Origin of the sequence: Caulobacter mirabilis (genome assembly GCF_002749615.1) — a bacterium.
Lineage (GTDB): Bacteria > Pseudomonadota > Alphaproteobacteria > Caulobacterales > Caulobacteraceae > Caulobacter > Caulobacter mirabilis.
Map to the genome: position 1 here is coordinate 3552315 of NZ_CP024201.1, position 18472 is coordinate 3570786.

General features: G+C 69.4%; 23 protein-coding genes. 13 read left to right on the top strand and 10 right to left on the bottom strand.

From position 1 onward, the window contains the following. Position 1 precedes the first annotated feature (1 nt). Entirely contained in the window at positions 2–439 is a 438-nt protein-coding gene (locus tag CSW64_RS16895) for a GFA family protein (RefSeq protein WP_099623194.1), read from the top strand. Between the two features lie 70 nt (positions 440–509). On the opposite strand, the gene CSW64_RS16900 is transcribed toward CSW64_RS16895, so the two are convergent. After that, positions 510–1463: an alpha/beta fold hydrolase gene (locus tag CSW64_RS16900; RefSeq protein ID WP_099623195.1), complete on the bottom strand. Its 954-nt coding sequence runs from the start codon at positions 1461–1463 to the stop codon at positions 510–512. A 7-nt stretch (positions 1464–1470) separates the two neighbouring features. Beyond that, on the bottom strand, positions 1471–1779 hold the full coding sequence (locus CSW64_RS16905) for an SCP2 sterol-binding domain-containing protein (RefSeq protein ID WP_099623196.1): 309 nt from the start codon (positions 1777–1779) through the stop codon (positions 1471–1473). A gap of 153 nt (positions 1780–1932) precedes the next feature. Between CSW64_RS16905 and CSW64_RS16910 the strand changes: the two genes are divergently transcribed. From CSW64_RS16910 to CSW64_RS16920, 3 genes are all read left to right on the top strand, one after another. After that, positions 1933–2541: a pyridoxamine 5'-phosphate oxidase family protein gene (locus CSW64_RS16910; RefSeq protein WP_099623197.1), complete on the top strand. Its 609-nt coding sequence runs from the start codon at positions 1933–1935 to the stop codon at positions 2539–2541. A 39-nt stretch (positions 2542–2580) separates the two neighbouring features. Then, positions 2581–2883 (top strand): hypothetical protein, encoded by a 303-nt coding sequence (locus tag CSW64_RS16915; RefSeq protein ID WP_099623198.1) that lies wholly within the window; start codon positions 2581–2583, stop codon positions 2881–2883. Between the two features lie 68 nt (positions 2884–2951). Beyond that, positions 2952–3137 (top strand): hypothetical protein, encoded by a 186-nt coding sequence (locus CSW64_RS16920; RefSeq protein ID WP_099623199.1) that lies wholly within the window; start codon positions 2952–2954, stop codon positions 3135–3137. Positions 3138–3174: 37 nt separating this feature from the next. On the opposite strand, the gene CSW64_RS16925 is transcribed toward CSW64_RS16920, so the two are convergent. From CSW64_RS16925 to CSW64_RS16935, 3 genes are all read right to left on the bottom strand, one after another. Then, positions 3175–3828 (bottom strand): hypothetical protein, encoded by a 654-nt coding sequence (locus CSW64_RS16925; protein WP_099623200.1) that lies wholly within the window; start codon positions 3826–3828, stop codon positions 3175–3177. A 17-nt stretch (positions 3829–3845) separates the two neighbouring features. Next, entirely contained in the window at positions 3846–4703 is an 858-nt protein-coding gene (locus CSW64_RS16930) for a class I SAM-dependent methyltransferase (protein ID WP_245863744.1), read from the bottom strand. 127 nt (positions 4704–4830) lie between these two features. Further along, positions 4831–5682 (bottom strand): class I SAM-dependent methyltransferase, encoded by an 852-nt coding sequence (locus CSW64_RS16935; protein ID WP_099623202.1) that lies wholly within the window; start codon positions 5680–5682, stop codon positions 4831–4833. 211 nt (positions 5683–5893) lie between these two features. On the opposite strand from CSW64_RS16935, the gene CSW64_RS16940 reads away from it, so the two are divergent. Next, complete coding sequence (locus CSW64_RS16940) at positions 5894–6355, top strand: Hsp20 family protein (RefSeq protein ID WP_099624311.1); 462 nt, start codon at positions 5894–5896, stop codon at positions 6353–6355. 78 nt (positions 6356–6433) lie between these two features. Here CSW64_RS16940 and CSW64_RS16945 read toward each other — a convergent pair whose 3' ends face one another. The 3 genes from CSW64_RS16945 to gpmA all read right to left on the bottom strand — a co-directional run bounded on the left by CSW64_RS16945 (position 6434) and on the right by gpmA (position 9009). Further along, positions 6434–7696 (bottom strand): pentapeptide repeat-containing protein, encoded by a 1263-nt coding sequence (locus CSW64_RS16945; RefSeq protein WP_099623203.1) that lies wholly within the window; start codon positions 7694–7696, stop codon positions 6434–6436. 23 nt (positions 7697–7719) lie between these two features. Then, positions 7720–8169 carry a bifunctional diaminohydroxyphosphoribosylaminopyrimidine deaminase/5-amino-6-(5-phosphoribosylamino)uracil reductase RibD gene (locus CSW64_RS16950; protein ID WP_245863745.1) on the bottom strand — a complete coding sequence of 150 codons (450 nt, stop codon included), beginning with the start codon at positions 8167–8169 and terminating at the stop codon, positions 7720–7722. Between the two features lie 129 nt (positions 8170–8298). Then, positions 8299–9009 carry a 2,3-diphosphoglycerate-dependent phosphoglycerate mutase gene (gpmA, locus tag CSW64_RS16955; RefSeq protein ID WP_099623204.1) on the bottom strand — a complete coding sequence of 237 codons (711 nt, stop codon included), beginning with the start codon at positions 9007–9009 and terminating at the stop codon, positions 8299–8301. Positions 9010–9119: 110 nt separating this feature from the next. On the opposite strand from gpmA, the gene CSW64_RS16960 reads away from it, so the two are divergent. The 8 genes from CSW64_RS16960 (at position 9120) to CSW64_RS16990 (ending at position 16600) form a co-directional block, all read left to right on the top strand. Continuing rightward, on the top strand, positions 9120–9731 hold the full coding sequence (locus CSW64_RS16960; RefSeq protein ID WP_216361196.1) for a DUF998 domain-containing protein: 612 nt from the start codon (positions 9120–9122) through the stop codon (positions 9729–9731). Positions 9732–9779: 48 nt separating this feature from the next. Further along, on the top strand, positions 9780–9929 hold the full coding sequence (locus CSW64_RS22110; RefSeq protein ID WP_172448610.1) for a hypothetical protein: 150 nt from the start codon (positions 9780–9782) through the stop codon (positions 9927–9929). Beyond that, positions 9926–10879, top strand: a complete 954-nt coding sequence (locus tag CSW64_RS16965; protein ID WP_099623206.1) for a KpsF/GutQ family sugar-phosphate isomerase — start codon at positions 9926–9928, stop codon at positions 10877–10879. Before CSW64_RS22110 ends, CSW64_RS16965 begins: the two co-directional genes overlap by 4 nt. Positions 10880–10917: 38 nt before the next feature. After that, positions 10918–12420, top strand: coding sequence for a phosphomannomutase/phosphoglucomutase (locus CSW64_RS16970; RefSeq protein ID WP_099623207.1), 1503 nt, complete (start codon positions 10918–10920; stop codon positions 12418–12420). A gap of 78 nt (positions 12421–12498) precedes the next feature. Then, complete coding sequence (locus CSW64_RS16975; protein ID WP_099623208.1) at positions 12499–13803, top strand: UDP-glucose dehydrogenase family protein; 1305 nt, start codon at positions 12499–12501, stop codon at positions 13801–13803. Between the two features lie 148 nt (positions 13804–13951). Further along, complete coding sequence (locus tag CSW64_RS16980; protein WP_099623209.1) at positions 13952–14653, top strand: DUF969 domain-containing protein; 702 nt, start codon at positions 13952–13954, stop codon at positions 14651–14653. After that, entirely contained in the window at positions 14650–15600 is a 951-nt protein-coding gene (locus tag CSW64_RS16985; RefSeq protein WP_099623210.1) for a DUF979 domain-containing protein, read from the top strand. The genes CSW64_RS16980 and CSW64_RS16985 overlap by 4 nt, the downstream gene beginning before the upstream one ends. Beyond that, a complete protein-coding gene (locus CSW64_RS16990; protein ID WP_099623211.1) occupies positions 15578–16600 on the top strand; it encodes a DUF2891 domain-containing protein in 1023 nt (340 codons plus the stop codon). The genes CSW64_RS16985 and CSW64_RS16990 overlap by 23 nt, the downstream gene beginning before the upstream one ends. Here the strand turns inward: CSW64_RS16990 and CSW64_RS16995 are convergent. Continuing rightward, entirely contained in the window at positions 16597–17025 is a 429-nt protein-coding gene (locus tag CSW64_RS16995; RefSeq protein ID WP_216361197.1) for an MAPEG family protein, read from the bottom strand. The genes CSW64_RS16990 and CSW64_RS16995 overlap by 4 nt on opposite strands. Positions 17026–17096: 71 nt before the next feature. Further along, positions 17097–18455 (bottom strand): phosphoglucosamine mutase, encoded by a 1359-nt coding sequence (gene glmM / locus CSW64_RS17000; protein WP_099623212.1) that lies wholly within the window; start codon positions 18453–18455, stop codon positions 17097–17099. Positions 18456–18472: the final 17 nt, after the last annotated feature.

Below are 18472 nucleotides of genomic sequence, written 5' to 3' on the forward strand. Positions count from 1 at the left end.
CATGTCGCAAGATAGGACGGGCGCTTCGGCGCCCTTCACGGGCGGCTGCGCGTGTGGCGCGGTCCGCTACGAGATCGTCGGCGAGCCGACGCTCATGTTCCACTGCCAATGCCGGCAGTGCCAGCGCGACAGCGGTACGGGGCATGGCTCGCACATCGCGTTCCAGGGCGCGCAGGTCACGCTGACGGGCGCCGCCACGGAATGGGGCCAGACAGGCGAGCGCGGAAACCGGAAGACCCGCGCCTTCTGCGGCGTCTGCGGCGCGCCGGTCTACCTGACCTCGCCCGACAGGCCCGAGCTGTTCTCCATCAGTCCGGCCAGCCTCGACGCCCCCGAGCGGTTCGCGCCGCAGATGCTGTTCTGGACCGACACCGGCTACGCCTGGGACCACGTCGACCCGGCGCTGCCGCGCTTCGGGAAGATGCCGCCGGGGGTCTGATCCGGGGCTTCCCTCGACCCTTTGTCCGAACATCCCGGCGAAGGCCGGGACCCACGATCGGGCGTCTGATCTAGACCTTCGGCGCGACGGCGTCGGCGACGGCGTCGAACTCGCGCCAGAAGGCGGCGCGGATGTCGTCCGTCTCCTGCAGCAGCTCATGGTAGGCGCCCGGGATCACCGTCCAGCGGCCGTTCGGCAGGCGGGCGGTGATCTGCTGCTGGTCGCCGTTGTCGACCAGCTTCTCGTCGCCGGCGGCCACCACCGCGACCGGAAGCTCCAGCCGGGTCGGCCCGTCGGCGCTCTTCAGCCAGCGCGAGGCCGCAAAGGCGAAGTCCAGCCAGCCCCAGGTTCCGGCGTTCAGCCGCAGGCCCGGCTCGGCGTCGTAGAATGCGCGGTTGCGGGCGTAGCGGCGGCGGTCGTGGGTGACGATGTTGGTTTCGAAGGTCTCGCCGTGCGGGTCGCCGGGATCGCCCAGAATGTACCCGTCGGGCCGGATCCGGCCCATGACCCAGGCCAGCAGCTGCGACAGCCACTTGGGCCGATCGCCGGTCTGCAGCCCCAGCATCGGCGCCGACAGCACCGCGGCGGCGAACGGCCCGGCGCCGTGCGCCAGCGCCAGCAGCGTCAGGCAGCCGCCCATCGAATGGCCGAGCGCGATCCACGGCCCCGGCAGGCAATTGCCGTAGTGGCGCAGCAGGGCGCGGTAGTCCTCGACGAAGTCCTTGAACCCGTGGGCATGGCCCTTGAGCCGGTCGGGCAACAGGCGCTGGGACAGGCCCTGCCCGCGCCAGTCGTGAACCAGGACCGCGAAGCCGCGCTGACGCAGCTCGCCGATGACCTCGTAATACTTCTCGATGGGCTCGGTCCGGCCGCCGCTCAGCACCACCGTGCCGCGCGGCGCGCCAGTGGCCGGAAATAAAGCGGCGCGGAGACGAACCGCCCCCGCGCCGCGAATCCATTCAGCCGTTCCGCCGGGCGGAACGGGCGCCTCAGGAATGGAAACCAGAGGCGCTTGTTCGGTCATCCGGCCGTTAGGCCATCTTCGCGAACAGAGCCGACATCTTCGGCTGCAGCGACATGGCCAGACCCATGTCCGACAGCTTCAGACGGCCCGACATGAAGGCCATGGTCGCGTCCAGCTTGCCTTGGCCCATTTCGAGCAGATCGGCGAGCGAGATGGTCATGGTCAGATCGGCCGGCTTGTCGTCGTTCGACACTTCACCGCCGTCGATGTGGATGAAGCCGTCGCCCTTCAGGTCGAACTTCAGGCTTTTGCCGAGACCGGAGTCGGTCCCCACGGCCTGTTTCACGCGATCGGTAATCTCTTGCAGCGTCGCCATGGGCGCCTCCCGTTTTCGATGCGATGGTTTTGGTAGCTTGGCACAGGGCGCCGCACAAGCGAACTGCGATCGGCCGACGAAAAAAGATGACGCCCCCGCCATTTTCGCACACTTTCTTGCGAGTAAATATCAACTAGCCCGCCGGAGACCCGCATGAACGCTCTGTCGCTGGACGATCTGGACCGAATCTACGGTCAGCCGAAGGGTCCCGCGAAGGCCAAGGCGCTCGACCACGTCGACCGGTACGGGCGACGATTCATCGCGCTGTCGCCCTTCTGCGTGATCTCGGCGGCGGGCCCCGACGGCAGCCTGGATGTCTCGCCCAGGGGCGGCGAACCCGGCTTCGTCCATGTCGAGGACGACCGGACGATCATGCTGCCCGACCGGCCGGGCAACAACCGGCTGGACGTCCTGCGCAACATCGTCGGCGGCGACGGCCAGATCGGGTTCATGTTCATGATCCCGGGCTTCGACGACATCTACCGGGTCAACGGCCGGGCGGTGCTGACCGCGGACGAGACGCTGCTCGAGCGGTTCGTGGAGTTCGGCCGCAAGCCGCGCTCAATCCTGCGCGTGACCGTGCAGGAGGCCTTCCTGCACTGCCCCAAGGCGCTGATGCGCGCCCGCCTGTGGGAGGCGGACGCCCAGGTCGAGCGTACGACCCTGCCCAGCCTGTCGGAAATGATCCTGGACCAGCTGGGCCTGGGCAAGCCGCAAGTGGACGAGGCCCAGGTGCTGGAGCGCTATCGCGAGCAGCTCTGACGTCTGGCGGACCGGCTACGGGCGTGATCTAGTCCGCTCATGCTCGCGCGGCTGCTCCTGCTGGTCGTCCTCGCCCTCGGCCTCGCCTGGGCCCCGGTGAGCTCGACCATGCCCATGCCCGCTGTCGAGATGGCGGCGTCGCACGACGGCGGATGCGGCGGCCCAGCCAAGCAAACCGTCGCCTGCCATCAGGCCTGCGCGCTCTGCCACGTCGCTCTGCCGGACGCGCCGACGACCACTGCGCCGGCGCCGACCATCATCGTCCTGACCGCGCCGGCTTCGGCGCAGCGTCCTGACTGGCGTCCGTCGATCGAACCGCCGCCGCCCCGTCGCGCGGCCTGATCCGAACCGACGAACTTACCATCCAAGATGCAAGATCGACGGGCCGTGCGCCCGCGAAAGGACATGACATGAAGACCGTGAAGACCCTGGCCGCCGCGGCGGCCCTGTCGCTCATCCTGGCCGGCGGCGCCCAGGCCGCCGAGAAGGCGATGGCCTGCTGCGCCAAGTGCGAATGCTGCAAGGACAAGGACAAGAAGCCCGACAGCCCCGCGCCGACGCAGTCCCAGCCCCAGGACGGCGCCCAACACCACTAGCCTAACCGTGGACGCGGCCTCCGGGCCGCGTCCACACCTAGCCCTTCGACTTCTCGGCCAGAAGCGCGCGCGTCGGCGCCTTGGCGAACTTCAGGACCTGGGCCCCGGCCAGGGCCGCCGGCTGATAGACCGGCAGGCCCTTCATCACCGGCAGCGGAACCGTCTTCCCGCCCGCCAGGACCGCCTGCCCTCCGCTGGCGCCGACGAAGACCACCTGCTCCATCTTGGGCGCCGCGAACCCGATCAGCCCAGCCTTCTTGCGGATGGCGGCGTTGCATTGCTCGATCGCCGCGGCGAGGTCGGCCGCCGGCAGCTCGGTGTCGAGCTGCACCAGCGGCTGCATCTCCATCGAGATCTGGAACTTGTCGCTGTCCTGCCGCTTCCCCGGGTCGACCGTCGCATTGGCTTTCAGGTCGGCCAGGCTCGGCAGCTTCTGGATCCGGCCGTCGGCGCCGACCGGCAACGCCGTGCGCGCGCCGCCCGCCCCGACCAGCCACAGCGTGTGGCCGGCCGTCGGCTTGCCGTTGAGCATCAGATAGTAGGCCATGGCGAACCGCGACCGCTCGGCGGCTGGAATGCCCAGGTACAGGTCGTAGAAGGGAAAGATCTTCTTGGCCGGGACCAGCTCGCCCTTGTCGGCGGCGCGAGCGAGAACGGGCGCCGCGGCGAAGGCCGCCGCGGAAAGGATCATACCACGGCGGCTCTGGGTCATTTCGGCTTCACCAGTTTGAGGGTCATGCGATCGCTCTCGCCGATCGCGTCGTATTTGGCGTGGTCGAAGCCCGGCTTCGGCGGCTCGCCGCGCTCGGACGACAGGCGGGTCGGCGGCAGGGTCCAGACGCCGAAGGGGTGGTCCTTGGTGTCCTTGGGGTTGGCGTTGATCTCGCTGGCCTCGGCCAGGACGAACCCCGCCTCCTTGGCCAGCTGGATCGCGTAGGCCTGCTGGACGTAGCCGTTCTCGGACACCACGTCCTGCACGCCGCCGGGCGCGGCCCGATGCTCCTCGATGCCCAGCACGCCGCCCGGCTTGAGCGCGGCGAAGGCGTCGCGGAAGGCCTTGTCGACGATCCCCGCGGCCATCCAGTTGTGCAGGTTGCGCAGGAACAGGACCATGTCCGCCGAGCCGGCCGGGGCGACTTCGCCGCTGGTCGGACCGAAAGCGGTCACGGCGACATCGCCATAGATCTTGGGGCTGGCCGCCAGCTTGGCCTTGTAGGCGTCGACGATCTGGATCGAAGCCGGATCGGCCGGCTGAAGGTTGGCGGCGTAGAGCCTGCCCTTCGTCTGGGCCAGGAAAGGCGCGAGGATGTCGGTATACCAGCCGGCGCCCGGCCAGAACTCGACCACCGTCATGCCCGGCTTGAGCCCGAAGAATGTCAGGGTCTCGACCGGATGCCGCCAGGCGTCGCGGGCCTTGGCCTCCGGCGAACGCCAAGCGCCGGCCACGGCGTCGGCCAGCGCGTCCGACGGCGCCGCGGGCTTGGCCTTGGGGGCCTCGGCCGCGGGCGCTTTCTTCTCCGGAGCCTTGGGACCACAGGCCGCGAGCGTCGCGCTGGCTGCGCCCATCAGGAAAAGGCGCCGGGAAGCACCGGACGAAAATGACTGCATGAACTCTTCCGACAAACCCGCCCCCGCGTCGTCGCCGACCGGCTTAGCCCGACCGGCGACGTGCGTCAAAACCGAGATTTTACAATCAGGCCGGTTTCACGAAACGCAGGGTCATTCGGTCGCTCTCACCGATAGCGTCGTACTTTGACCGATCGAAGGCGGGGTTGGCGGGCTGGCCGCCGGGCGCGGTGCGCTTGGTCGGCGGCAAGGTCCAGACGCCGAAGGGATGGTCCTTGGTGTCCTTGGGATTGGCGTTGATCTCGGACTGGCCGGCCAGCTTGAAGCCCGCCTTCTCCGCCGCGGCCACCACCGTCGCCACCTCGACGTAGCCGTCCCCGACGTCGGGCTTCTGCTGACCGGGATTGGCGCGGTGCTCCTCGATCGCCAGGACGCCGCCCGGCTTCAGCACGGCGTGGAAGTCGGCCATGACCTTATCGAGCATGCCCGGGTTGACCATGTAGTTGTGGATGTTGCGGGCGGTGATCACCAGGTCGGCCGAGTTCGGCGCCCCCAGCGGCCCCGAGACCGCGCCGAAGTTGGCGTAGCGAATCTGGCCGTAGACCGCCTTGTCGGCGTACTTGGCCTCGAAATCGGCGCGCGCCTTGCGACCGCCCTCGGACACCTTCGGATTGGCCAGATCGGTGACGCCGGCCACATAGGTCCCGCCGGTCGCCTTGGCGTAGGGGGCCAGGATCTCGGTCCAGTAGCCGCCGCCCGGCGTCACCTCGATCACCGTCTGGCCGGGCTTCAGCCCCCAGAACTCCAGCGTCTCGTAGGGATGGCGGGCCCCGTCGCGGGCGACGTTGGCGGCGCCGCGCTGCGGACCATCAATGGCCGCGCGCAGCGGCGTGACATCGGTCGCGCCGGCGGACAGCGCGCTCCCGGCCAGCAGGGCGCCGGCGGCGAGGGCAAGGGCGAGTCTGCGATTGATCGTCATGCGGGCGTCCTCCGGTTCTGATTGCGGCGCGAGCCTAACCGCGTTCGGCGACTGATCAAGCGGCGCTCTTGAAACCCCGCCGAGGGCGCCTAACTCATTGTGCGAAGGCGCTGGTCACCAGGTCTTCCGGGTCAGGACGATGCTCAACCGAGGTCGCCGCCGATCCGCCCACACAACGCAACCTTGCTTGATGAAGAAGGATGTGACGCGCATGCGTACGATCGATTTCTCCCCCCTCTACCGTTCCGTCGTCGGCTTCGACCGCCTCGCCGCCCTGCTCGACCAGGCCGCGGCCCAGGAGAGCGCCGCCGGCTATCCGCCGTACAACATCGAGCGCACCGACGAGAACGCCTACCGCATCGAGATCGCGGTCGCGGGCTTCCGCCCGGAAGAACTTTCCGTCGACGTGAAGGAGAACCTGCTCACCGTCGCCGGCCGCAAGGCGGCCAACGACGACGCCCGCAAGTTCCTGCATCGCGGCCTTGCCGAGCGTAACTTCGAGCGCCGCTTCCAGCTGGCCGACTACGTCGTCGTCACCGACGCGGCCCTGGACAACGGCCTGCTGTCGATCAGCCTGAAGCGCGAGCTGCCCGAGGCGCTCAAGCCCCGCTCGATCGCCATCACCTCGCCCTCGACCAAACAGATCGAAGGCAAGGGCAAGAAGGCCGCGTAAGGTCTGATCATCTGCCAGGGACCGATCGCCAGCGGTCCCGAAGGGCGGCGCGCGAGCGTCGCCCTTTTTCTTTGCGCGCTAGACCACGCCGTCCAGGCCGCGCGTGGCCTCGCGGACCGCGGCGGTCAGGATCGCGCCCTTGGTCTGGGCGCCGGTGAAGTTGGCGCGCGACAGGTCGGCGCCGGTCAGGTTCGCGCGCGACAGGTCCGCCCGGGCGAAGTCCGCCCCCTTGAGCTGGGCCCCGGTGAGATCGGCCGGCAACAGGCGCTCCGGCGCCAGCAGCAGCGGCCCGAGCTGGGCGTCGCGCAGGTCGGAGCCGGACAGCTTGGCCCCGGCCAGCCGCGCGCCGCGCAGGTCGGCCCGACGCAGGTTGCAGTGGCGCAGATCCGCCCCCTCGAGCTGGGCGCCCTGAAGCTGAACGCCCTCCATGTCGAGCCCGTAGAACACCGCGCTCTTGGCCGACAGCGCGGTCAGGTTCATCCCCCGCGCGCTTTCCAGCCCGCGCAGGTCCGCCCGGTCGAAGATCGACGGCTTGCCCGCGGCTCCGCCGGTCTCGCACCAGCGGGCATGGTCGCGCAGCATGTCCTCGTAGGGCAGGTCCTGCAGCGCCTTGCCGGCCGGCGCGTCGGTCAACGCCCCCGCCATGTCGGCGTTGTCGACGTTCCAGGCGAAGGTCTTGGCCCCGACCAGCACCGCGTCGCGCAGGTCGGCGCCCGCCAGGTCCGCGCCGGACAGGTCCGCCCCGGCCAGGTTGGCGCCGTTGAGGTTCACCTGCTTGAGGTTGGCCCGCACCAGCTTGGCGTCCTTGAGGATGGCGTCGCTGAAGTCGGCCTTCACCGCGACGATGCCCGACAGCCGCGAGCGCTCCAGGTTGGCCCCGGCCAGGATCGCGCCGCGGGCGTCGCCGCTGCGGGTCTCGTGCTCGAGGATGCGCAGACCCTTCTCGCGGTCGGGCGAGGCGATCGCGCCCTCGCGCAGGTCGGCCTCGAACAGGTCCGCGCCGGTCAGGTTGGCGCCGCGCAGGCAGGAGCCGCGCAGGTCGGCCCGGCGCAGCGAGGCGTCGCGAAAGTTCGAGCCCTGCATGTCCGCGCCGAAGAAGCTGGCGTTGTCGAGCCGCGTTCCGATCAGACGGCAGTTCTCCAGGACCGCCCCGGTGAAGTCGGCGTCGGACAGGTTGCGGCCCGACAGGTCCAGGCCGATCAGCTCGCAGAAGGTGAAGACGGCGCGCGCCCCGCCCATGCGCGCGGTGAACAGCCGATCATGCTTGGCGCAGATCAGGTCGACGTCTTGCTGAGTCAGGCGCCGGCGGCTCGCGCTCGGCGCCGCGGCGGCGACGGCCATTCAGTTAGCTCTCCTTGCGGAGACTATGGCTGATGGCCGTTAACGGCGTCCTTCCAGGCCTGGTAGTGCAGCGTCGCGAAGGCCTCATCGGCCAGCAGGCCGATCTCGACCGGTACGCCCGCCGCCGTCAGCCGTTCCGAGCCCTGCCCGGCCGCGTAGGGCGACGGGTCCTCGCAGGCGATCACCACCCGGCCGATTCCTGCCTTGACCAGCAGCAGCGAGCAGGAGGCGGCCCCGCTGGAGCGTTCGCCGCAGGGTTCAAGCGTCACATAGGCCGTCGCCCCGCTAGCGTCGATTCCCCGCAGCGCCTGTTCCTCGGCATGCGGACGACCGCCCGGCGCCGTGGCCGCCTCGGCCAGGATCACGCCGTCGCGGACGATGACGCAGCCGACCACCGGGTTGGGCGCGGTCTTGCCGAGGTTGGCGCGGGCGACCGCGATGGCGCGGCGCATGTGGTCCTTGTCAGACAGCATCGGCTCCGTGCGTCCTTCGAGACGCGATCCTGAGGGATCGCTCCTCAGGATGACGCATGGGGTTGGATTGCACAGAGTTCGTCATGGTGAGGAGCCGGCCGCAAGGCCGGCGTCTCGAACCACGCACTCTTAGAGGCTGGGCAGCGGCGTCGCGCGGGCGATGTCGAGGTAGCGCGCCGCCGTCGGCTTCAGGTCGGCGTCCAGGTCGATCAGCAACGGGTTGCCGGTCGGGATCTCGACCTCGACGATCTGGTCGTCGGGCACGTTGAACAGCAGCTTCACGATGGCGCGCAGGCTATTGCCGTGGGCGGCGATCAGCACCGTCTCGCCGGCCTTCAGCTTCGGCGCGATCTCGGCGTCCCAGTAGGGCTGGACGCGGTCGAGCGTGGTCTTCAGGCTCTCGGTGTCCGGGATCGCCTGGCCGGCGTAGCGGGCGTCCTTGCTGAAATCCCACTCGCTGCCGGATTCCAGCGGCGGCGGCGGGATGTCGTAGCTGCGGCGCCAGATCTTGACCTGCTCGTCGCCGTGCTTGGCGGCGGTCTCGGCCTTGTCCAGCCCGGTCAGGCCGCCGTAGTGGCGCTCGTTCAGACGCCAGTCCTTGGTCAGGGCCAGATCGCCCTGCCCGGCCTCGGCCAGCGCCATCTCGCCGGTGCGGTTGGCGCGGGTCAGGACCGAGCTGTAGGCGCGGTCGAAGTGCACGCCCGCCGCCTTGAGCAGCTCGCCGCCACGCTTGGCCTGGGCTTCGCCCTCGGCGGTCAGGTCGACGTCCACCCAGCCGGTGAAGCGGTTTTCGAGGTTCCACTGGCTCTGGCCGTGGCGGAGAAGAACGAGCTTGGACATGGCGCGACGGGCTAAGGGCCGGGCGGCGAGGCGTCAAGGGCGAAGGCTTTGTGTGCGCGCCGAACCATGCCATGGCTCGCCGAGCAGCGTTGTCGGCGGGGGAGCCTACAGTGATCAAAACCGTCGCCTTCTGGGCGGGCGCCGCCGGCGTTGCGCTGCTCGTGGCGGTGATCGTCGTGGCGGGCGCCGCCTGGCCCGGCTATTCCCACGTCGACAACTTCATCAGTGAGCTGGGCGCGACCGGGTCCCCGCACGGCAGGCTGGTCAACTTCGGCGGCTTCCTGCCGGTCGGCCTTTGCCTGACCCTGTTTTCGATCGCCGCCGCGCTGGTCGAGCCGCGAAGTCGGCGGCGGACGGTCGGATTCGCCTGCCTGGGCCTCTTCGGCCTCGGCTACGTCGCCATCGCCTTCTTTCCCTGCGAGTTCGGCTGCCCGGCGACCTCGTCGGACATCTCCCAGGTGATGCACAACCTGACCTCGCTGGCCGGCTATCTGGGCGCGCCGGTCGGAATGATCCTGCTGGGGCTCGCCGCCCGGCGCTGGCCAGGGTCCGGACTTCTGTTCCCGCTCGGCCTAGCCTGCGGTCTCGTCTCGACCGCCGCCTTCGCCTGGATGCTCAGCGAACCCCCGGCGAGCGGACTGGTCCAGCGGGTGGTCGAGGGCTCCATCGTGCTCTGGGTGCTGGTCTGCGCCTTTTCTCTGCGCCGGGCGCGAACGATCTGAGCCGCGCCGCCCTCGCGGTCCCCCGTTCACGCTGCTATATCCGCCCTCATGCTGCGAGACCGCATCTTCTTCCCGCTCTGTATCCTGATCGCCGCGGGCATGGTGGCCCTGGCGCTGGTCTGGCCGCAGGGCATGGGACAACCCTCCCCCGCGCCGTTCGGCCGCTCGAGCTTGAGCTCCATGGAGCAGCCGCAATGAGCTTCGACGCCGTTTCCGTCGGCCGTCGCGTCCTGGCGACCGAGGCCGACGCCCTGCGCCTGATGGCCGACGGGCTGGGCCAGCCGTTCGTCACGGCGGTCGAGACCCTGTTCAACTGCAAAGGCCGCATCGTCTGCACCGGCATGGGCAAGAGCGGCCACGTGGCGCGGAAGATCGCGGCCACCATGGCCTCGACCGGCGCGCCGGCGATGTTCGTCCATCCCGCCGAAGCCAGCCACGGCGACCTGGGCATGATCGGCTCGGATGACGTCATCCTGGGCCTGTCCAAGTCGGGCGAGGTCCGCGAGCTGGCCGACGTGCTGGCGTACAGCGGCCGCTTCGGCATTCCCCTGATCGGCATCACCGCCAATCCCGAGAGCGCGCTCGGCAAGGCCTCCACCATCGTGCTGCAGCTGCCCGACGCCCCCGAGGCGACCGGCGAGGTCAGCGCCCCGACCACCTCCACCACCCTGCAGATCGCCCTCGGCGACGCCCTGGCGGTGGCCCTGCTGGAACGGCGCGGGTTCACCGCCCGCGACTTCCACGTCTTCCACCCCGGCGGCAAGCTCGGCGCGATGCTGCGCACGGTCGGCGACCTGATGCACCGGCTCGAAGAGGCCCCGCTGGTCGGCGAAGCGACCCCGATGCCCGACACCGTCAGCGTCATGAGCGAGCGCCGGCTGGGCATCGTCGGCGTGGTGTCCGACGACGGACGCCTGATCGGCGTCGTCACCGACGGCGACCTCCGCCGCCATTTCAACGATCTGGCCGGCAAGACCGTCGGCGAGATCATGACCCGCAACCCCAAGGCCGTCACCGCCGAGACCCTGGCCGGCGACGCCGCCAGGCTGATGAACGACAGCCGCATCACCGCCCTGTTCGTCGTGAAGGACGGGAAGCCGATCGGCGTCCTGCACGTTCATGACGTTCTCAGCGCCGGCGTCGTCTGACGCCCGCGCCGCCCCGCATTCATTCGACGGACTTCTCCATGCCCTTCCTGCCCCGCGCCGATCTGGTCCCGAACACGGTCGCCTATGAGAACGAGCCGCTGGTCAAGGCGACCGGCTTCCGCGAGTACGATGCGCGCTGGCTGTTCGGTCCGGAGATCAACCTGCTGGGCGTCCAGGCGCTGGGCCTGGGCCTGGGCACCTACATCCATGAGCTGGGCCAATCGAAGATCGTGGTCGGCCACGACTTCCGGTCCTACTCGCAGTCGATCAAACAGGCCCTGACCCTGGGCCTAGTCGCCGCCGGCTGCGAGGTGCTGGACATCGGCCTGGCCCTGTCGCCCACCGCCTACTACGCCCAGTTCGACCTCGACGCGCCCTGCGTGGCCATGGTCACCGCCAGCCACAACGAGAACGGCTGGACCGGCGTGAAGATGGGCGCGAACCGTCCGCTGACCTTCGGCCCCGACGAGATGACCCGCCTGAAGGACATTGTCCTGAACGGCCAGTTCGTCGAGCGCGAGGGCGGCCGGATCGTCCGCGTCGACGGCGTGGCCGAGCGCTACGTCGATGACGTCGCCCGCCGCGCCGACATCAAGCGCCCGCTGAAGGTCGTCGCCGCCTGCGGCAACGGCACCGCCGGGGCCTTCGTGCCGGAAGCCCTGCGCAAGATGGGCGTGGCGGTCGTGATCGAGATGGACTGCGACCTCGACTGGACCTTCCCCAAGTACAATCCCAACCCCGAAGACCACGAGATGCTCCAAGCCATGGCCAAGGCCGTGAAGGAGCACGGCGCCGACCTGGCCCTGGGCTTCGACGGCGACGGCGACCGCTGCGGCGTGGTCGACAACACCGGCGAGGAGATCTTCGCCGACAAGATGGGCCTGATGCTGGCCCGCGACTTGGCCCCGCTGAACAAGGGCGCGACCTTCATCGTCGATGTGAAGTCGACCGGCCTGTTCGCCACCGACCCGGTGCTGGCCGAGAACGGCTGCACCACCGTCTACTGGAAGACCGGCCACAGCTACATCAAGCGCAAGACGGCCGAGATCGGCGCCCTGGCCGGGTTCGAGAAAAGCGGCCACTTCTTCCTGAACGAACCGCTGGGCCGGGGCTATGACTGCGGCCTGACCGCCGCGGCCGCGATCCTGACCATGCTGGACCGCAACCCGGACAAGACGCTGTCCCAGCTCAAGGACGCGCTGCCGATCGCCTACACCTCGCTGACCATGAGCCCGCACTGCGCCGATGAGCTCAAGTACGGCGTCGTCGAGAAGGTGGTGCGGGAATACCAGGATCTGGCCGCCGCCGGCGGGACGATCCTGGGCCGCAAGATCGTCGACGTGATCACCGTGAACGGCGTCCGGGTGGCGCTGGAGGACGGCAGTTGGGTGCTGGTCCGGGCCTCGTCGAACAAGCCGGAACTGGTGGTGGTCGTCGAGAGCACCGGCTCGGCCGACGATATGCGCGCCCTGTTCCGCGAGGAAGTGAAGCCCCGTCTGGCCAAGTACGCCGAGGTCGGCGCCTACAACCAGGAAGTCTGACGATCGGTCGCCTTCCGCCGGGTCCGCCCGGCTGTTAGGAGGCGGCTTCGCGAACCGGATCAGAGAAAGGTCGGCTCCATGCGCGTTACCATGATCGGCACCGGCTATGTCGGCCTGGTGTCCGGCGCCTGCTTCGCCGATTTCGGCCACGATGTCGTCTGCATCGACAAGGACGCCGGCAAGATCGACCGCCTGAACAAGGGGGAGATTCCGATCTACGAGCCCGGCCTGGAGGATCTGGTCGAGCGCAACGTTCGGGAAGGCCGCCTGAGCTTCACGGTCGAGGGCGCCGAAGCGATCCGCAGCGCCGAGGCGGTGTTCATCGCCGTCGGCACGCCCTCGCGCCGCGGCGACGGTCATGCCGACCTGAGCTACGTCCACGCCGCCGCCGAGGAGATCGCCGGCCTGATCGACGGCTTCACCGTGATTGTCACCAAGTCGACCGTTCCGGTCGGCACCGGCGACGAGATCGAAGCCATCATCCGCAAAGCCCGTCCCGACGCCCAGTTCGCGGTGGTCTCCAACCCCGAGTTCCTGCGCGAAGGCGCGGCGATCGAGGACTTCAAGCGGCCCGACCGCGTCGTGGTCGGCACCGATGACGCGCGCGCCCAGGCGGTGATGCGGGAACTCTACCGTCCGCTGTTCCTGAACGAGACCCCGATCCTGTTCACCGGCCGCCGAACCAGCGAGCTGATCAAGTACGCGGCCAACGCCTTCCTGGCGATGAAGATCACCTTCATCAACGAGATCGCCGACCTCTGCGAGGCCGTCGGCGCCGACGTGCAGCAGGTCGCCAAGGGCATCGGCCTGGACAAGCGGATCGGCGGCAAGTTCCTCAACGCCGGCCCCGGCTATGGCGGCAGCTGCTTCCCGAAGGACACCCTGGCCCTGGTCCGCACCGCCAGCGACGCCGGCTCGCCCGTGCGACTGATCGAGACCACGGTGGCGATCAACGACTCGCGCAAGAAGGCCATGGCCGGCAAGGTCGCCGACGCCCTGGACGGCGAGCTGAAGGGCAAGACCGTCGGCGTCCTGGGCCTGACCTTCAAGCCCAACACCGACGACATGCGCGACGCCCCCAGCCTCGACATCATCCCCGCCCTACAGGCGATGGGGGCGACAGTGCAGGCCTTCGACCCGGAAGGCCACGAGGCGCGCCAGATGCTGCGCGACGTGGACTTCAAGGCCAACCCCTACGAGGCGGTCGAGGGCGCCGACGTCGCCGTGATCATCACCGAATGGGACCAGTTCCGCGCGCTCGACCTCGACCGCATGAAGCTGCTGATGAAGAAGCCGGTGGTGGTCGACCTGCGCAACATCTATCGCCAGGACGAGATGGAACGCCGCGGCTTCCGCTACGCGAGCATCGGCCGCGGGGCCTAGTCCGACGACGGGCCGGCCAGCCGCTTGGCCAAGCGCCGGCGTTCGGTCTCGGCGTACGTCAGCCCGATGGCGGCCTCATAGGCTTCTCGGCGGCTTTCCCCGCTCCCTCCCCCGCCGTAGCATCGCCAAAAAAGGGGAGACTCCGGGCATGTGGGTGCTGTTGGGGGTGCTGGCGGTGGTCCTGGGCTTCGCGCTCAGGCTCAATCCGCTGCTGACGGTGGTGATCGCGGCGCTGGTCACCGGCCTGGCCGCGCTGATCGCGCCGGGGCTGACGCCGGTCATGCTGTGGCACGGCGCGGTCGACACGCTGGCCGTGCTCGGCAAGGCCTTCAAGGACAACCGCTACATCAGCGTCACCTGGCTGATCCTGCCGCTGATCGGGCTGCTGGAGCGGGAGGGTCTGCAGGAGCGGGCCAAGACGCTGATCCAGCGCCTGAAGTCGGCGACGACCGGCCGGCTGCTGCTGATCTACATGGTCATCCGCCAGGGCACGGCCGCGCTGGGCCTGACCTCGCTGGGCGGCCACCCTCAGATGGTCCGGCCGCTGATCGCGCCGATGGCCGAGGCCGCCGCCGAGGCGCAGGATCCGAACCTGTCCGACCAGAGCCGCAACCGGGTGAAGGCCTTCGCCGCCGCCACCGACAACATCGGCCTGTTCTTCGGCGAGGACATCTTCATCGCCATCGCCTCGATCCTGCTGATCAAGGGCTTCCTGGAGACCAACGGCATCATCGTCCAGCCGCTGCACCTGTCGGTCTGGGCGATCCCGACGGCGATCGTGGCCCTGCTGGTCCACGGCGGCCGGCTGATGCTGCTCGACCGCCGCCTGCGCAAGGAGGCCGGGCTGTGATCGGGCTCTCCGTCCTCTATGTCGTCGCCGGCCTGATGTTCGCCCTGTTCGCGATCGGCTCGGCGACCGACCGCACCAACCCCAGGCGCTGGGGCAACACGGCGTTCTGGACCCTGTTCGCGGTCAGCTTCCTGGCCGGCTCCTGGCTGCCGGACGTGGTCAACGGCCTGATCCTGGTCGCCATGGCCCTGGTCGCCGGCTTCAACTGGATGGGCCGCGGCCAGCCGGCGCCGCAGACCGACCGCGCCGAGCGCGCCGAGCGCTGGGGCGACCGGCTGTTCGTCCCGGCCCTGATCCCGCCGATCGTCACCCTGGCCGGGACGCTCTGGCTCAAGCACGTCTCGATCGGCGGCCAGCCCCTGGTCGATCCCAAGCAGGTGACGCTGATCTCGCTGGGGGCCGGCATCCTGCTGGCCACGGCGACGGCGATGATCATGTTCCGCGCCCGGCCCGCGGTCGCGCTCTCGGAAGGCCGGCGGCTGATGGACTCGGTCGGCTGGGCGGCGCTGCTGCCCCAGGCGCTGGCCGCCCTGGGCGCGGTGTTCGCCGTCGCCAAGGTCGGCGACGTGATCGGCGGGATCGCGACCGACTGGCTGCCGCTGGATGGGCCGCTGGCCTCGGTCTGCGCCTATACCCTGGGGATGGCGCTGTTCACCATGGTCATGGGCAACGCCTTCGCCGCCTTCCCGGTGATGACCGCCGCCATCGCCCTGCCCCTGATCATCGGCAAGCACGGCGGCGATCCGGCCATCGTCTGCGCCATCGGCATGCTGTCGGGCTTCTGCGGCACGCTGATGACCCCGATGGCGGCCAACTTCAACATCGTGCCCGCCGCCCTGCTGGAGCTTCCCGACCGCAACGGCGTCATCCGCGCCCAGATTCCGACCGCTCTCATCCTGCTGATCGCCAATACGGTGCTGATGTATGTCCTCGCCTTCCGTTTCTGAGACCCGCCTGACGCCGCAGATCGCCAGCCGCTTCGCCGGCATCGTGCTGGGCCACGTGACGCGCGCGTACCCGCATAAGGCCGATCACGTCTTCAACGGCCCGGAGGACGTCGCGCCCCACCGCGAGCACCATCCGATCTTCTTCGGCAGCTTCGACTGGCACAGCTGCGTCCACGGCTACTGGAGCCTGGCCGCGCTGCTGCGGCGGTATCCCGACATGCCGGAGGCGCCGGCCATCCACGCCCTGTTCGCCGACAGTTTCACGGCCGAGAAGGTCGAGGGCGAGCGCGCCTATCTCGACCGGCCGCTCAGCGGCGTGTTCGAACGTCCCTACGGCTGGGCCTGGCTGCTGAAGCTGGCGGCGGAACTGCGCGCGCACGACGACCCGACGGCCTACGAGACGCTTCGCCCCCTCGCCAACGCCTTCGCCGACCGGTTCAAGGCCTTCCTGCCCAAGGCGACCTATCCGCTGCGGGCCGGCGTCCACACCAACACCGCCTTCGCCCTGCGCCTGGCGATGGACTACGCCCACGCCTGCGGCGATCCCGACCTGACCGTGCTGGCGATGGAGACGGCCCGCGGCTGGTACGCCGGCGACAAGGCCTGCCAGGCCTGGGAGCCGAGCGGCGACGAATTCCTCTCGCCGGCCCTGATGGAGGCCGAATGCCTGCGCCGCATGCTGCCGGCCGAGGCCTTCGGCGCCTGGTTCGCCGACTTCCTGCCGGACCTCGCCGAGCGCCGCCCCGCGACGCTGTTCACGCCCGCGACGGTCAGCGACCGCACCGACGGCAAGATCGCCCACCTGGACGGCCTGAACCTCAGCCGCGCCTGGTGCTGGCGCGGAATCGCCGGAGCTCTGCCCGAAGGCGATCCGGCCCGCGCCGTCGCCCTGGAAGCCGCCGAGACGCACCTGGCCGACGCCCTGCCCCATGTGGCCGGCGACTATATGGGCGAGCACTGGCTGGTCAGCTTCGCCCTGCTGGCGCTTCTGGAGGGCTAGGCCGCGCTCGGCCAGACGCGGATGGCGAACACCGTCCAGAGCATGACCAGGACGACGTTGCTGGCGGCGAACAGCGCCAGGCGGTGGATGACCCGGTTGTAGGTCAGGTGCACCAGGCTGTGCAGCGCGCGCACCGCGACGTAAGCCCAAGCCAGGCCGACCGCGAGGCCGTCGACATTGCCGGTCACGAACAACGCCCCGCAGACGACGTAGAACAGAACCGGCAGCTCGAGCAGATTCATGTAGTTGCGGTTGGCCAGAGCCACGTGGCCAGGCACGGCGGCGGACTCGCCGAGCGCGAAATCGTCGGGACCGACTTCCTTCCGGAACACGGCCCGGAACCGACGCATCGGGATCAGGACCAGGACCAGGAAGGTCAGGAACGCCATGCCGAGAACCGGCAGGAAGATGGACTCTTGAGTCACGTCGGCTCCCCCATGCGGCCGCGGTCCTGTTTCGTCCTTCGCCCCGCGCGGCCGGGCGGGGCGTCGCCAGGCTAGATCGGCGCGGCGGCCTTCACCGCGCCGGCGATCTCCTTGACCAGTTCGGCGACCAGGGCCTCGTCGTCGCCCTCGGCCATGACGCGGATCAGGGGCTCAGTGCCCGAGGCGCGGACCAGGACCCGGCCGCCGCCGTTCAGGCGCTGCTCGGCCGCCGCGATCGCCGCCTTGACGCCGGCGTGCTCCAGCGGCTTGCCGCCCTTGGCGAAGCGGACGTTCTCGAGCAGCTGCGGCACCGGGTCGAACTGGCGGGCCAGGGCGCTCATCGGCTGGCCGGACTCGACCAGCACCGCCAGCACCTGCAGCGCCGCGATCAGGCCGTCGCCGGTGGTCGAGAAGTCGGACAGGATCACATGGCCGGATTGCTCGCCGCCCAGGTTGAATCCGCCGGCCTTCATCCGCTCCATCACATGGCGGTCGCCGACCGGGGTCCGCTCGAGCTTCAGTCCCCTGCCGGTCATGAAGCGCTCGAGGCCGAGGTTCGACATCACGGTGGCGACTACGCCGCCGCCCTTCAGCCGGTCCTCGCGCGCCCAGGCGCCGGCGACGATGGCCATGATCTGGTCGCCGTCGACCACCTGACCGGTCTCGTCGCAGATCGTCACGCGATCGGCGTCGCCGTCCAGGGCGATGCCGATGTCGGCGCGATACTCGCGGACCGCATTGGCCATGGCGGCCGGATAGGTCGAGCCGCATTCCTCGTTGATGTTGAAGCCGTTCGGGTCGACCCCGACCTTGATCACCTCGGCGCCCAGTTCGTAGAGCACCGCCGGCGCGACCTTGTATCCGGCGCCGTTGGCGCAATCGATCACGATCCGCAGGCCGTTCAGACTGAGGCGACGCGGGAAGGTCGCCTTGGCGATCTCGACGTAACGCGCCTGGGAGTCGTCGACGCGCTGCACCCGGCCGAGATCGGCGGGCGCCACGAGGCCCTCCTGTAGACCCTCGTGCATGTTGCGCTCGATCTCGATCTCGCGGTCGTCCGAGAGCTTGTAGCCGTCAGGGCCGAACAGCTTGATGCCGTTGTCGCTGTAGGCGTTGTGCGACGCGCTGATCATCACGCCCAGATCGGCGCGCATCGACCGCGTCATCATCGCCACCGCCGGCGTCGGCAGCGGGCCGAACAGGCGCACGTCCATGCCCATGCTGGTGAACCCCGCCACCAGGGCCGGCTCGACCATGTACCCCGACAGCCGGGTGTCCTTGCCGATCACGACCAGGGGCCTGCGTCCATGATCGCGGCGGAACAGTTTGCCGGCGGCCAGGCCCACGCGCAGCGCGACCTCGGCGGTCATCGGATAGCTGTTGGCCTGTCCACGGATGCCGTCGGTTCCGAAGTAGTTTCGCTTGGTCATGTCGATATCCCTGCGCA